The following is a 13,711-nucleotide window of genomic DNA, read 5'->3' as shown; positions in this document are numbered from 1 at the left end:
AGTATGGGTCCCAACAGCAGGAGAGCCGTATGATACCAAGCCCCATACAGATACAAGCCGTAGATACCATTCTCGTCGATGTTCCCACGATCCGGCCGCACCGCCTGTCCGTCGCCACGATGAACTGCCAGGTCCTCGTGCTGGTCCGGATTCAATGCGCGGATGGTATGGCAGGCTGGGGCGAGGCGACGACGATCGGCGGGCTCGCTTATGGCGAGGAAAGTCCGGAGAGCATCAAGACCAATATCGACACTTACTTCGCGCCGATGCTCAAAGGCATGGATGCAACGCGCCCCGGCCAGGTCATGGCGAAGCTGCGCGAGAGCTTTCAAGGCAATCGCTTTGCGAAGTGCGCGATCGAAACGGCGCTGTTCGACGCGCAGGCTCGACGCTTCGGCGTGCCGCTTTCGGAACTGTTCGGCGGCCGCGTGACGGATTCCGTCGAAGTCGCGTGGACGCTAGCGAGCGGCGACACAGGCCGCGATATCGACGAAGCGCATCAGATGCTGGAAATGAAGCGCCATCGCGTGTTCAAGCTGAAGATCGGCACGCGCGCGCCCGCTGACGATGTCGCGCATGTCGCCGCGATCAAGGCCGCCGTGGGCGACCGCGCGCAAGTGCGCGTCGATGTGAATCAGGCGTGGAGTCAGGCCGAAGCGCTGTGGGCCATCGAGCGGCTCGCGGATGCAGGCTGCGACCTGATCGAACAGCCGATTGCCGCCGAGGATCGACGCGGACTCAAGCGTCTCACGCATCTGTCGAAGGTGCCCATCATGGCCGACGAAGCATTGCACGGCCCCGTCGATGCATTCGATCTCGCGAGCGCCCACGCCGCCGATGTGTTCGCAGTGAAGATCGCGCAATCGGGCGGCCTGACGGGCGCGGCGGGCGTGGCCGCGATTGCGCTCGCATCGGGTGTCGACCTGTATGGCGGCACGATGCTCGAAGGCGCGCTCGGCACGATTGCTTCTGCGCAACTGTTCAGTACTTTCCGTGAATTGAAGTGGGGCACCGAACTCTTCGGGCCGCTGCTCCTCACCGAAGAAGTTCTCGTCGAGCCGCTGCGCTACGAGAACTTCGCATTGAAGTTGCCGCAAGGGCCGGGCCTCGGCATTCAACTCGACCTCGACAAGATCGAGAGATTGCGCCGCGATACGAAGCGCGGCGCGAGCGTAGTGAAGCTATGACGGTGCTGACACGGCCCGTTGAGCATCGTCGTCAGTGATTGGACTAAAGGAGACATCCCCATGGAAATCAAAGCCATCGACGCCCTGTTGAACAAGATCAACGAGAGCGCCACGCACGAAGGCAACGCCCGCACGAAGCAGGTGGTCAACCGCATCATTCGCGATCTGTTCATCACGATCGATGAGCTCGATGTGACGCCGAACGAATTCTGGTCGGCGCTGAACTATCTCGGCGAAGCGGGCCAAAGCGGCGAGCTCGGCCTGCTGGCCGCCGGTCTCGGCTTCGAGCACTTCCTGGACGTCCGTCTCGACGAAGCGGAAAAGCAAGCAGGTATTGCGGGCGGCACGCCGCGCACGATCGAAGGTCCGCTGTATGTGGCAGGCGCGCCGGAATCGACGGGCCATGCGCGTCTGGACAACGGCAACGAGCCGGGCGAGACGCTCGTGATGCGCGGCCGCGTGCTCGCCGAAAATGGCGAGCCGCTGCGCGGCGCACTGGTCGAAGTGTGGCACGCGAACCATCTGGGCAACTACTCGCACTTCGACAAGTCGCAACCTGAATACAATCTGCGCCGCTCGATCCGCACCGATGAAAACGGCAATTACAGCTTCCGCAGCGTGGTCCCCATCGGCTATAGTGTGCCGCCCGAAGGCAAGACGCAGCAGCTGCTGGATCTGCTAGGCCGTCACGGTCATCGTCCCGCGCACATTCACTTCTTCGTGTCGGCGCCAGGCTATCGCAAGCTGACGACCCAGATCAATATCGAAGGCGATCCGTATCTGTGGGACGACTTCGCGTTCGCCACGCGCGAAGGCCTCGTGCCCGCGGTGAAGAAGGAAGAGGGCGCAACGGGCAAGCCGTATGACATCGACGGCCAGTTCGCGCTGATCGACTTCGACTTCAATCTCGTCAAGGAACGCAACGACGTGCCGACGAGTGAAGTGGAGCGCGCTCGCGCCTGATCGCGCAGCATCGTCGAATGGTTGAATGCGGCCGCCGCTTCAGGCGGTCGCGTGCATTGAAAGCACGGCGCGACGCGAATGTCGCGCAATCGCTCGAGAGTCACTTCGAAAGTCACTCTAAACAAGCGGAGTACCCGAATGCTATTTCACGTGAAGATGGTCGTTAAGCTGCCGCACGATATGCCCGTGGAGCGCGCGAACGAATTGAAGTCCGATGAAAAGGCCATGGCGCAGCGGCTGCAGAAAGAAGGAATCTGGCGGCACTTGTGGCGTATCGCCGGGCTGTATGCGAATTACAGCGTGTTCGATGTGGAAAGTCCCGCGCAGCTGAATGATCTTCTCATGCAGTTGCCGCTTTATCCGTATATGGAAATCGAAGTCGATGCGATTTGCCGGCATCCGTCGTCGATTCACGAGGACGATCGCTAACTGCTTGAGCTGTGCTTTTGTTTTCGCTAGCGCCGCGAAAACAAAAAAGGAAGAGACCAGGCACGCGTCTCTTCCAAAGTACTACTAGGGTAGCCCTACCAGACAACAACCACTACAACATAAACCCGCTTGATCAGTCGAGCGCCGCAGCAGGCCCGAAGAATTCATAACGGCTCTGCTTCTCGGGCACGCCGATCGCTTTCAGATGCCGCTTCACGGCCTTCATGAAAGGCTTCGGTCCGAGGAAATACACGTCGACGTCGCGCGTCGCGGGCATCCATTCCATCAGACGCGCTTCATCGAGCAAGCCTTCCGCGTGATGCGCTTCATCGTCCGTACGCGGCTTCTCGTACACGTAGAAGCGCTTGAGTTGCGGATGACGGTCCGCGAGTTCGTCGATGACATCGCGGAACGCATGCACGCCGCCATGACGCGCTGCGTGGATGAAGTGAATCGGACGCGACGTCTGCAGCGCGGCGTTGAGCATCGCGAGCGTCGGCGTGATGCCGACACCGCCGCTGATCAACACGAGGGGCTTGTCACTGCGCTCCAGCGTGAAATCGCCCGACGGCGCGTACAGATCCAGCGTCGAGCCTTCGTGCACGGAGTCGTGCAGGAAGTTCGAGCCCTTGCCGTTCGGCTCGCGCTTCACGCTGATCCGATATTCGTGGCCATTTGCCGCAGCCGACAGCGAATAGTTGCGGCGGATTTCTTCACCTTCGACGACCAGGCGCAGGCCGATGTACTGGCCCGGATGGAATTCGAGCAGATCGCCGCCGTCGGCCGGGCGCAGATAGAACGACGTGATCTCGTCGCTCTCCTTGACCTTGCGCGCCACCACGAACTCACGCGTGCCGCGCCACCCGCCAGTGGCCGTTTCCTTTTCGACATACACCTTCTCTTCGAGCCCGATCAGCAGGTCGGCCAGTTGCTGATAGGCGGCGGCCCACGCTTCGATCACGGCATCCGTCGCGATCTCGGCGCCGAGCACTTCGCGGATCGCGCGCAGCAGACATGCGCCGACGATCGGATAATGCTCGGGAAGGATGTTCAGCGCGACGTGCTTGTTGACGATTTGCGAAACCAGTCCGCCGAGTTGTTCGAGTTGATCGATATGGCGCGCGTACATCAGCACCGCATTCGCCAGCGCACGTGGCTGGTCGCCCGATTGCTGGTGCGCCTGGTTGAACAGCGGGCGCACGCTCGGGTACTCCGCCAGCATGACCTTGTAGAAGTGCGTGGTGAGCGCTTCTCCACCGCTTTCGAGCAGGGGCACGGTTGCCTTGATGATTGCGCGTTGTTCGGCTGACAGCATGAGTTGTTTCCTCGCAGTTGGGGTGAGTGGCGCCCGCCAATGCGGCGGGTTTCGGGTAATCACCTAACGCAGGTATCGGGCCAGCTCGTGAGCGTCGTAAAATCAAAGGGTTATAAAAAACGTCTGTGGATATGACAAGCGTTAAAAAGACTTCATTCGAAGTCAAACTGACTGCGTCCGAGGTGCTCGATGCGCTCATTCCGCTCGTCGAGGACCTGACGCGCGACTTGCCGGAACGCGAGCGCTATCGCCGGCTGCTGACGACGCTGCGCACGCTGTTTCCCGGCGATGCAGCGGCCCTTTTGCGTCTCGACGAAGACACGCTCGTCCCGCTCGCGATCGACGGCCTGAGCAGCGATACGCTCGGCAGGCGCTTTCGCGTCGGCGATCATCCGCGCTTCGAAGCGCTGCTATCGAGTCGCGCGCCGACGCGCTTTCCTGCCGATTCCGCCTTGCCCGATCCCTACGATGGCCTCGTGCAGGGCGTAAGCGGCCATCTCGAAGTGCACGATTGCCTGGGCTGTCCGCTGTTCATCGGCGGCAGGCCGTGGGGTCTGCTGACGCTCGATGCGCTCGACCCTGAGCGCTTCGACAGCATCGACATGAACGCGCTGCAAGCGTTTCTGAGTCTCGCGGCGGCCACGGTGAGCGTCGCGGAGCGCATCCACACGCTTGAGCGCAACACGGAAGAAGAACGTCAGCGCGCGGAGGCGTATCGCCAGGCGAGCGGGCAGAGCAGCCGCGATCTGATCGGCAGCAGCGCGGCGCATCAGCAACTCGTCAACGAAATCCGCGTCGTTGCGAACAGCGAGCTGACGGTGCTCGTGACGGGCGAAACGGGCGTCGGCAAGGAACTCGTCGCGAACGCGATTCACAGCGGTTCGCCGCGCGCGAACAAGCCGATGATCAGCCTCAACTGCGCGGCGCTGCCCGATACGCTCGTCGAGAGCGAGCTGTTCGGGCACGTGCGCGGCGCGTTCTCGGGCGCGTCGTCGGACCGCAGCGGCAAGTTCGAGCTGGCCGACGGCGGCACGCTCTTTCTCGATGAAGTCGGCGAACTGCCGCTCGGCGTGCAGGCGAAGCTGCTGCGCGTGTTGCAGAACGGGCAGTTGCAGCGCATCGGCTCGGACAGCGAGCACAAGGTCGACGTGCGGCTGATCGCCGCAACGAATCGCGACCTGGCCGAAGAAGTGCGGGCCGGGCGTTTTCGCGCGGACCTGTATCACCGGCTGAGCGTCTACCCGTTGCGCGTGCCGCCACTGCGCGAACGCGGACGCGATGTGCTGCTGCTCGCGGGCTTCTTCCTCGAAGAGAATCGCGCGCGGCTCGGGCTGCTCAGCATCCGGCTCGCGCACGACGCGCAGGCCGCGCTGCTTGGGTACAACTGGCCGGGCAACGTGCGCGAACTGGAGCACATGATCGGGCGCAGCGCGTTCAAGGCATTGTCGCGCCATCGCGAGCGGCCGCGCATTCTGACGCTGACGGCTGCTGACCTCGGCATGTCGGCGAACCCCGGCGCCGATCTGGCGGCGCCCGCATCGCGTTCGTCTTCGACGGACACAAGCGAAGCAAGCGCCACCGACTTTCGCAGCGCCGTCACGGCTTACGAGCGCACGCTCGTCAGCGATGCGCTCGAGCGCAACAACCACAACTGGGCCGCCGTCGCGCGTACGCTCGGCATGGATCGCGCGAACCTGAACCGGCTCGCGAAGCGTCTCGGGTTAAAGTGAACATGTGTCGAGCGGCGCGCGAGACCTGATTTGGTAGTATCTGATCTGTCAGTCAGATCGCCGTTTGCTCCAGGAGGCCTCGCGTGCGTCATTACACCAAAGACAATTTCAAGGTGAGGGAGAGCGTCGGCTTCCAGCTCGTGAAGGCGCGCAACCTGATCGTCACCGAGATGGACGCGGCGCTCAAGGAACTCGACATCTCCGGCCAGCAAATGGGCATCGTGCTGATGCTCAGACAGAACCTCGCGTCGACGCCATTCGAGCTGTCGAAAATGCTCGGAATCGACACGGGGCTGATGACCCGCATGCTCGACAAGCTCGAAGCGAGAGGGCTGCTGGTGCGCTCGCGCGATCAGCAGGACCGTCGCGTCGTCAATCTTTCGCTGACGAAAGACGGCATCGCCGTCGCCGATCAGATTCCCGAAATCGCGCCTGACGTGCTCAACGCGCGCCTCAAGGACTTCACCAAGGCCGAACTCACGGAACTGCGCCGCTTGCTGCGCAAATTCCTGGGCGACTGAACACGCCCTGTGCGGCCGTTCGGCCCGCATCCGCGGTATCCAACTGAAAGACAAGGACTGTCGCATCTGATGGAACAATGAGTTTCATCCATGCGCCGTTGACTGTATCTGACACGTCAATTATTGTTCTTGCAAATAGCACGGAGTCAGAGATGTTGCACGATCCGAAAGACGATTTTCACCTGACGCAAGACGTCATTTGCGCGATCAGCAAGGCGCGCAACGTCGTGATGACGCAGATGGATGCAGCGGTGAAGCACCTGAACATCACGGCGCACCATGTCGGCATTTTGTTGTCGCTGATGCGCGGCGTCGATACGACGCCGGCGATGCTGTCGCGGCACCTCGGCATCGATACGGGCCTGATGACGCGCATGCTCGACAAGCTCGAAACGCTCCGCATGCTCACGCGCTCGCGCAACAGCGACGACCGACGCGTTGTGAATCTCGAACTGACGGACGCGGGCCGCGAGGTCGCACTGCGCATCGCCGAGATCGCGCCGGATGTGCTGAACACGCGCCTTGAGCGCTTCACCGCAGCGGAATTCGACGAACTGCACCGTCTGCTTCGAAAATTCCTCGACGATTGAGCGATTTTTTTATCCAATTATCTGATAGGTCAGAAAATGAGCAATCAGTCAAACACCACGTCAAGCACCAGGCAGCGCGCATCGCGTGCGCTGAAAGTCGGTGTCTCGGTGATGTTCGCGGCAGTGCTGTCGGCGTGCGTGAACTACGCGGGCATCCACAGCGACGCGAAGACGGCCGAGCCGCAGCAGTATGCAACGCAGCAGAGCATTCCCGCCGAGCAGGGCCACTGGCCCGCAGCGAATTGGGCCGATCAGTTCGGCGACGCGCAACTGAAGGCGCTGATCGACGAAGCGCTAAAGAGCAGCCCGACGCTCGACCAGGCGCGCGCCCGCGTCGCGGCTGCTTCGGCCTATAGCGAAACGGCGAAGGCGAGCACGATGCCGCGCGTCGACGCAAGCTACTCGCTCACGCGCCAGCAGTTCTCCAGCACGGCGCTCGTGCCGCCTCCGTACGGCGGTTCGTGGCAGACGGAAAACAAGGGCCTGCTGAGCGCTTCATACGATCTCGATCTGTGGGGCAAGAACCGCGAAGCGTTGAAGTCGGCGGTCTCGCAGCTTCAGGCCAGCCAGGCCGACGCGGAATTCGTCAAGCTGACGCTGACGACATCGATTGCCCGCACGTATAACCAGCTCGCGCGTCTGTATGTGCTGCGCGACATCGCGCAACAGGAGATCGCGCAGCGCGAGCAGATCGACCGCATCACGGCGGGCCGCATCGCGACGGGGCTCGATACGGAAGTCGAGCGCAAGACCGCGCAGGCCAATCTCGCGACGAGCCGTGCCACGCTTAAAGCGCTCGACGGCCGGATTCTCACGACGCGCTATCAGATCGCCGCGCTGCTCGGCGCGGGGCCGGACCGTGGCTTGCAGATCGTGCGTCCGACGCTCGGCCTCGGCGACGAAGTGCGTCTGCCCGACAACCTGCCCGCCGATCTCGTGAGCCGCCGCCCCGATATCGTGGCCGCGCGCTGGCGAGTCGATGCGATGACGCACGACGTGAAGGAAGCGAAGGCCGAGTTCTATCCCGACATCAATCTGAGCGCCGCGATCGGTCTCGACGCGTTCGGCTTCGGCCGCTTTCTGACGGCCGCGAGCCGCACGGCGTCGGTGGGCCCGGCGATCCATTTGCCCATCTTCGATGCGGGCGAATTGCGCGCTCAACTGAAGGGCCGCTACGCCGATTTCGACTACGCCGTCGCGACCTACAACCAGACGCTCGTCACCGCATTGAGCGAAGTGGCCACGCAGCTCGCCGACGTGCGCTCGACGGACGGGCAGCTCGTCGATGCGCAGAACGCGCAGGACGCCGCGCGCCAGGCCGACAAGCTCGCGCTGGTGCAGTACAAGGCCGGCCTCACGAATCAGCTGACTGTCCTGAACGCCGACGTCAATGCGCTTTCCGCCGATCAGGCCGTTGCGAACCTGCGCATGGACCGCCGCGACCAGCAGATCGCGCTGGCCTCCGCGCTTGGCGGCGGCTTCGTCGATGCGTCGAATGCGTCCGATCCCAACACCTCTGCCGTCGCCGCGCGCTGAGCGGCAACTCAAAGAATCTGCCTGGAGAATCGAAATGAGCGAACTCAACACCCCGGAGCGTCAAGCGACGCAAGAAACGCAAGCCACGGCAGCACCGCGCGCGAAGCAGGATGCCGCCGCGAACGAGCCCACGCGTAAGCGCAAGCTGTTGCTCGCGCTACTTGGCGTGGCCGTCGTCGTGTCGGCGGCGGCGTATGGCGCGTACTACACGACGTATGCCCGCTATCACGAGACCACTGACGACGCGTACGTCAGCGGCAACCTCGTGCAGCTGACGCCGCAGGTAACGGGCACCGTCGTCGCCGTGAATGCCGACGATACCCAGATTGTGAAAGCGGGTGACCCCGTCGTGAAGCTCGACAACGCCGATGCGAAGGTCGCGCTCGGCAATGCCGAAGCGACGCTCGGACAGACCGTGCGGCAAGTGAGCAGCCTCTACGTGAACAACGATTTCTATGCGGCCAACGTCGCGCAGAAACAATCCGACCTGGCGCGCGCACAGGACGATCTGCGCCGCCGCCAGGCCGTCGCCGATACGGGCGCGGTGTCGGCGGAAGACATCGCGCACGCACGCGACACCGTGACGGCCGCGCAGGCGGCGCTCGATGCCGCGCGGCAACAGGCGGAAGCGAACCGCGCGTTGACCGACCGCACGACGATCGAGCAGCACCCGAACGTGCAGGCGGCCGCATCGAAAGTGCGCGACGCGTACCTCGCGTACGCGCGCAACACGCTGCCCGCGCCCGTCACCGGCTATGTCGCGAAGCGCTCGGTGCAGGTCGGCCAGCGCGTGTCGCCGGGCACGCCGCTGATGGCGATCGTGCCGCTCGACGGCGTGTGGGTCGATGCGAACTACAAGGAAAGCCAGTTGCGCAACATGCGCATCGGTCAGCCCGTGACGCTGACGGCCGACGTGTATGGCAGCAAGGTCCAGTATCACGGCCGCGTGGTCGGTTTCTCGGCGGGCACGGGCAGCGCGTTCGCAACGCTGCCCGCGCAGAACGCGACGGGCAACTGGATCAAGGTCGTGCAACGCTTGCCCGCGCGCATCCAGCTCGATCAGAAGGAACTCGAAGCGCATCCGCTGCGTATCGGCCTTTCGATGGAAGTCGATGTCGACACGCGCAACGACACCGGCGCGCAACTCGGCACGGCCATGAACACGACGTATCACACGGATGTATTCGATGGATACGGCGCGCAGGCAGATGCGGAGATCGAGAAGATCATCGCGCAGAACAGCGTGCCGATGCATACGGGCGCGGTGGCCGGCGCCGCATCGTCGCGGCCGCTTGCGAAGCGCGACGCGAGCGCGAAGGAAGACAAGCGCAGCGGCTCCGCCCAGCGCGCCGGCTAATTCGCACGCCGGGACGCGGCTCACATCCGTGTCCCCGTTCGCGCAATTATCTGATCAGTCAGATAAAAAACTTTGGACTTGAACTGACATGAATTCCTCGACGCAACTTTCACCGCCACCGCTCACGGGCGGCAAGCTGGTTCTCGCGACGATTGCCGTCGCGCTGGCGACGTTCATGAACGTGCTCGATTCGTCGATTGCGAACGTCGCGATTCCAACCATCTCCGGCAATCTCGGCGTGTCCGTCGACGAAGGCACGTGGGTCATCACGCTGTTCTCGGCGGCCAATGCCGTGGCGATTCCGCTGACGGGCTGGCTCACGCAGCGCGTCGGCCAGATCAAGCTGTTCGTCGCGGCGATCGTGCTGTTCGTGTTCTCGTCGTGGCTGTGCGGCGTCGCGCCGAACCTGATCGTGCTGCTCGCCGCACGTGTGTTGCAGGGCGCGGTCGCGGGACCGCTGATTCCGCTGTCGCAGGCGATTCTGCTCGGCTCGTATCCGAAGGAAAGAAGCTCGACGGCGCTGTCGCTGTGGGCGATGACGGCGACCGTCGGCCCGATCGCGGGCCCCGCGCTCGGCGGCTGGATCACCGACAGCTATAGCTGGTCGTGGATCTTCTACATCAACATTCCCGTGGGCCTGTTCGCTGCCGCCGTGACGTGGATGATCTACCGCGACCGCGAATCGCCGACACGCAAACTGCCCATCGACAAAGTGGGCCTGATGTCGCTGATCGCCTGGGTCGCGTCGCTGCAGATCATGCTCGACAAGGGCAAGGACCTCGACTGGTTCAACTCGCCTGTGATCTGTGCGCTCGCGGTCATTGCGGCCATCAGCTTCCTGTTCTTCCTGATCTGGGAGTTCACGGAGAAGAACCCGATCGTCGATATCCGCCTGTTCGCTGTGCGAAATTTCCGCGGCGGCACGATTGCGATCTCGATCGCGTATGCGGTGTTCTTCTCGAACCTCGTAATCCTGCCGCAATGGATTCAGGGCTATCTCGGCTATCGCTCCGTCGATGCCGGTCTCGTGACTGCGCCGCTCGGCATCTTCGCCGTGCTGCTCGCGCCTGTGATGGCGAAGATCATGCCGAAGTCCGACGCGCGCGTGCTCGCGACGCTCGCTTTCATCGGCTTCGCAGGCGTGTTCTTCATGCGCTCGCAGTACACGACGGGCGTCGACCCGTGGACGCTGATCCTGCCGACGCTGCTGCAAGGCATTCCGATGGCGCTGTTCTTCGTGCCGCTGACGGCCATCATCCTGTCGGGCCTGCCCGCCGACAAGATTCCGGCCGCGGCGGGCCTGTCGAACTTCGTGCGCGTGTTTGCGGGCGGCGTGGGCACGTCGCTCATCACGACGGGCTGGAACAACCGGACCATCCTGCACCATGCGCAACTCGCGGAGCAGTCGAGCGTGAACAACCCCGCGTACACGAACGCGATCGCGAGCGTGCACTCGACGCTCGGCGGCAGCATGGATCAGGCCGTCGCGTTCTTCGAGCGGTCGATGAATGCGCAGGCCGCGATGCTCGGGCTGAACGATATCTTCTGGTTGTCGTCGATGATCTTCGTCGTCATCATTCCGCTGATCTGGCTGACGCGGCCGGCCAAGGGCGGTGGCAGCGGCGCGGCAGCGGCGGGCGCGCATTGAACCTGAGGTGATCGACCCGATCGCGAGCGCGCGTGCGAAGCCCCGGTCCAAATCAATGGACCGGGGCTTTTCGCTGATGTCCTGAATGCGTCGGTGGCAGCGACAGTGAAGCGCTCAGCCTCGCTGCTGCGCGACGGCCTTGCGAACGGCATCGACAGCGGGCGTTGCGTCATGCGGCGCTCGCGTCGCGTCGGTGTTCTTCACTTCGATGATGCCGGTGCCGCGTGCCTTGACGCTGTTCGTCGGCGCGGTTGTCGGCGGGATCAGTTCGGGTTTGTTGCACGTTTTCGCGCGCGCTGCGGGCTGCATCGCGACGGGCTGCATGCTAGCCGAGTCCTTGTCCGCGCCCGCTGCGATCTGCGCGTCGCTGCATCCCCACGATTCCAGCAGCGAGCGCGCCATTCCCGTCGAGCACTGCGCGCGGCTGCGCGTGATGCGCGCCGCGACCTTCACGAATGCACTGTCGTGCATCGCTTCGAGTCGCTCATACGCGCGCGCGGCATCGTCGATGTTCAGCGCAACGGCCGTGCGATACGCGTCGCGTGCTTCGTCCATTGCGGCGGGTGAAACGAGGCCGGTCTTGACCGATGGCAGACTCAGCGCGTCGCCTAGATTCACGTACGCTTCCTGATAGCCGGGATTCTTCGCAATCGCGATCCGCAGTTCGTTGACGGCGGCGGCGCGATAGTCGATGTCGTCGGTGCCCGGCTGCATCGAAGCTCCCGCGAGCGCCGGCATCTGCGCGAGCCCGAGCCACGCGCGGGCGAGCGCGTTGTGCGCGGGCGCGTAGTCTTTGTGCAGTTGAACGGCGCGCTTGAGCACCTCGGCGGCGTGCTGGTAGCAGCCCATATCGGCGAGCGCGACACCCCAGTTGTAGTACGCCCACGGACGCACCTTCTTCCACGCATGCAGTTCGCCGCTCATGTCGACGATGCGGCGCGCGTGCCGGACGGAGCCTTCGTAGTCGCGCGCGTAGGTGTCGAGCTTCGACAGCGCGAGCAGTGCCCACGCGGCGTCCTCTTTCGATGCGCCTGACGCATCGCGCCCAGAGCCCGCCGCGAGTTGTTCGAAGCGTTCGCGCACGTCGTCGAACTGGCAGCGCGCGTCGCCCGCGTCATCCGCGTTGCCCGCGTTGCCCTTCAAGCAGCGCTTCTGCTCCATCTGCGTCAGATACGACGCGTACAGCAGCGGGCTCTGATGCTGAAGGATCGTCATCGCGGCTTGCTGCAGCGCGTGCGTGAGCGCCTGCGATTCGCTCGATGCATCGGCGTGCGCGGCCGCTTCGGACGACACGCCGTTGCCGAGCGCGACGGTGCGTCCGTCGGGATCACGCAGCGTGAGCATCATCGCGAACGACGATGACGTGCCGGCGACCGTGCCATACACCGACGAGTCGCGCTTGAGCAGCGTGCGCGCGAATTCGATCAGCGGCCGGATCGACAGGTCGGTGCCGGGCACTGTGATGTCGGGCAGCTTGAACTCGGACAGCACGTGCTCGGTATCGTTTGCGGGCGTGACGGATTCGGCTTCCTTGCGCAGGTCGCTGAGCGTGTCGACGAGCAGATGCTGCAAGGTCTGATCGGTATAGCCCCGGTGCTTGAAATCGTCGGAGACCTCGATCGGCTCGATGAGCGTCATCGGATCGAACCATGCGCCGCACAGCGCGATGATCCGCGGCCCGAGATAGAACGCCGCGACGAGGACGAGCGGAATCACGATGCCGAGATACAGCACGTGGCGGCACAGGAACCGTATCGCCCAGATGAACGCGGCGAGCGGATTGTCGAGAGATTTCATGGAGCCTCCTTGCGCGCGTTGCGTTCCGCTGCGATTGGCGCACCTGTCACAAGGCATCGAACATGCCAATTCGTCTGACGCTGGAAGAAGCAAGGCCAGGCGGGCGCGAGGACGCAAGTGTGTTGGGAGTCGGGCAACGAACTTTGGGCGGGAGTTGGATCATGGGCATCACACGGCATTGATTTAACAGTTGCCGCCCCGTCTGCTTTCAGTATCCGTATGGCAATGAAAGCAGATGGAATATCGAATAAGGGTAAACGTAATGACAAATCTGGTATCGTGCGCTCGGGCGCGATCAGCCTGAACGCGAAAACCGGCATCGACGGGATTTGTTCCAGGCGGTACATCAGCCGGCCCCGCGCCGGCCGGAGAGCAAGCCGCCATGCGGGTCGGCGCGTTGCCGCCCGTCATGGGCAGCGCCCGGTCAAGACATTTCGTCGTCGGGAAGATCCACCTCAATGTCAGGCCGATTGCCGGCCACATCAGGATTTCTTAAGCGAAAACCGTAAAAAATCGTCTCCGGGTTCCTCCCGGTGTCAACCTTTTGGGCAAATTGCCGTTGTCCGTTTGTAAAGAGTTGAAACAGGCGAAGTCAAGGCGGCCATAGCCCCCGGGTTCGCTCCGAAATCCAACATTAT

Annotated in this window: 11 protein-coding genes; 9 read left to right on the top strand and 2 right to left on the bottom strand. The window is 63.3% G+C overall.

All coding sequences use genetic code 11. The features are described 5' to 3' along the window. The first annotated feature begins 29 nt into the window (after positions 1-29). The 3 genes from AB4Y32_RS10975 to catC all read left to right on the top strand — a co-directional run bounded on the left by AB4Y32_RS10975 (position 30) and on the right by catC (position 2,579). Positions 30-1,187, top strand: coding sequence for a muconate/chloromuconate family cycloisomerase (locus AB4Y32_RS10975; protein WP_368721359.1), 1,158 nt, complete (start codon positions 30-32; stop codon positions 1,185-1,187). 60 nt (positions 1,188-1,247) lie between these two features. Continuing rightward, positions 1,248-2,150: a catechol 1,2-dioxygenase gene (catA, locus tag AB4Y32_RS10970; RefSeq protein WP_368721358.1), complete on the top strand. Its 903-nt coding sequence runs from the start codon at positions 1,248-1,250 to the stop codon at positions 2,148-2,150. 138 nt (positions 2,151-2,288) lie between these two features. Next, positions 2,289-2,579, top strand: coding sequence for a muconolactone Delta-isomerase (gene catC, locus AB4Y32_RS10965; protein ID WP_368721357.1), 291 nt, complete (start codon positions 2,289-2,291; stop codon positions 2,577-2,579). A 133-nt stretch (positions 2,580-2,712) separates the two neighbouring features. Here the strand turns inward: catC and hmpA are convergent, their stop codons facing one another. After that, positions 2,713-3,894: an NO-inducible flavohemoprotein gene (gene hmpA, locus AB4Y32_RS10960; RefSeq protein ID WP_368721356.1), complete on the bottom strand. Its 1,182-nt coding sequence runs from the start codon at positions 3,892-3,894 to the stop codon at positions 2,713-2,715. A 131-nt stretch (positions 3,895-4,025) separates the two neighbouring features. On the opposite strand from hmpA, the gene norR reads away from it, so the two are divergent. From norR to AB4Y32_RS10930, 6 genes are all read left to right on the top strand, one after another. After that, on the top strand, positions 4,026-5,624 hold the full coding sequence (gene norR / locus AB4Y32_RS10955; protein ID WP_368721355.1) for a nitric oxide reductase transcriptional regulator NorR: 1,599 nt from the start codon (positions 4,026-4,028) through the stop codon (positions 5,622-5,624). An 83-nt stretch (positions 5,625-5,707) separates the two neighbouring features. Beyond that, positions 5,708-6,145 carry a MarR family winged helix-turn-helix transcriptional regulator gene (locus AB4Y32_RS10950; protein ID WP_368721354.1) on the top strand — a complete coding sequence of 146 codons (438 nt, stop codon included), beginning with the start codon at positions 5,708-5,710 and terminating at the stop codon, positions 6,143-6,145. A 152-nt stretch (positions 6,146-6,297) separates the two neighbouring features. Then, positions 6,298-6,735 carry a MarR family winged helix-turn-helix transcriptional regulator gene (locus AB4Y32_RS10945; RefSeq protein WP_368721353.1) on the top strand — a complete coding sequence of 146 codons (438 nt, stop codon included), beginning with the start codon at positions 6,298-6,300 and terminating at the stop codon, positions 6,733-6,735. 36 nt (positions 6,736-6,771) lie between these two features. Next, the gene (locus AB4Y32_RS10940) at positions 6,772-8,271 is read left to right on the top strand and encodes an efflux transporter outer membrane subunit (protein ID WP_368721352.1); all 1,500 of its coding nucleotides are present in this window, start codon (positions 6,772-6,774) and stop codon (positions 8,269-8,271) included. A gap of 34 nt (positions 8,272-8,305) precedes the next feature. Next, a complete protein-coding gene (locus AB4Y32_RS10935; RefSeq protein ID WP_368721351.1) occupies positions 8,306-9,628 on the top strand; it encodes an HlyD family secretion protein in 1,323 nt (440 codons plus the stop codon). Positions 9,629-9,716: 88 nt separating this feature from the next. Continuing rightward, on the top strand, positions 9,717-11,276 hold the full coding sequence (locus tag AB4Y32_RS10930; protein WP_368721350.1) for a DHA2 family efflux MFS transporter permease subunit: 1,560 nt from the start codon (positions 9,717-9,719) through the stop codon (positions 11,274-11,276). 114 nt (positions 11,277-11,390) lie between these two features. Here AB4Y32_RS10930 and AB4Y32_RS10925 read toward each other — a convergent pair whose 3' ends face one another. Continuing rightward, on the bottom strand, positions 11,391-13,073 hold the full coding sequence (locus AB4Y32_RS10925; RefSeq protein WP_368721349.1) for a tetratricopeptide repeat protein: 1,683 nt from the start codon (positions 13,071-13,073) through the stop codon (positions 11,391-11,393). Between the last annotated feature and the right edge of the window lie 638 nt (positions 13,074-13,711).

This window comes from Paraburkholderia phymatum (assembly GCF_040965635.1).
GTDB lineage: Bacteria > Pseudomonadota > Gammaproteobacteria > Burkholderiales > Burkholderiaceae > Paraburkholderia > Paraburkholderia phymatum_B.
The sequence above is the reverse complement of the archived record's forward strand: the minus strand, read 5'-3'. Positions and strand labels throughout refer to the sequence as shown.

Excerpts from the sequence above, each read along its gene's own strand:
- AB4Y32_RS10940 (WP_368721352.1), top strand. The coding sequence starts at position 6,772 with ATGAGCAATCAGTCAAACACCACGTCAAGCACCAGGCAGCGCGCATCG.
- AB4Y32_RS10975 (WP_368721359.1), top strand. The coding sequence starts at position 30 with ATGATACCAAGCCCCATACAGATACAAGCCGTAGATACCATTCTCGTC.
- hmpA (WP_368721356.1), bottom strand. The coding sequence starts at position 3,894 with ATGCTGTCAGCCGAACAACGCGCAATCATCAAGGCAACCGTGCCCCTG.
- catC (WP_368721357.1), top strand. The coding sequence starts at position 2,289 with ATGCTATTTCACGTGAAGATGGTCGTTAAGCTGCCGCACGATATGCCC.
- norR (WP_368721355.1), top strand. The coding sequence starts at position 4,026 with ATGACAAGCGTTAAAAAGACTTCATTCGAAGTCAAACTGACTGCGTCC.
- AB4Y32_RS10925 (WP_368721349.1), bottom strand. The coding sequence starts at position 13,073 with ATGAAATCTCTCGACAATCCGCTCGCCGCGTTCATCTGGGCGATACGG.
- AB4Y32_RS10930 (WP_368721350.1), top strand. The coding sequence starts at position 9,717 with ATGAATTCCTCGACGCAACTTTCACCGCCACCGCTCACGGGCGGCAAG.
- AB4Y32_RS10945 (WP_368721353.1), top strand. The coding sequence starts at position 6,298 with ATGTTGCACGATCCGAAAGACGATTTTCACCTGACGCAAGACGTCATT.
- catA (WP_368721358.1), top strand. The coding sequence starts at position 1,248 with ATGGAAATCAAAGCCATCGACGCCCTGTTGAACAAGATCAACGAGAGC.
- AB4Y32_RS10935 (WP_368721351.1), top strand. The coding sequence starts at position 8,306 with ATGAGCGAACTCAACACCCCGGAGCGTCAAGCGACGCAAGAAACGCAA.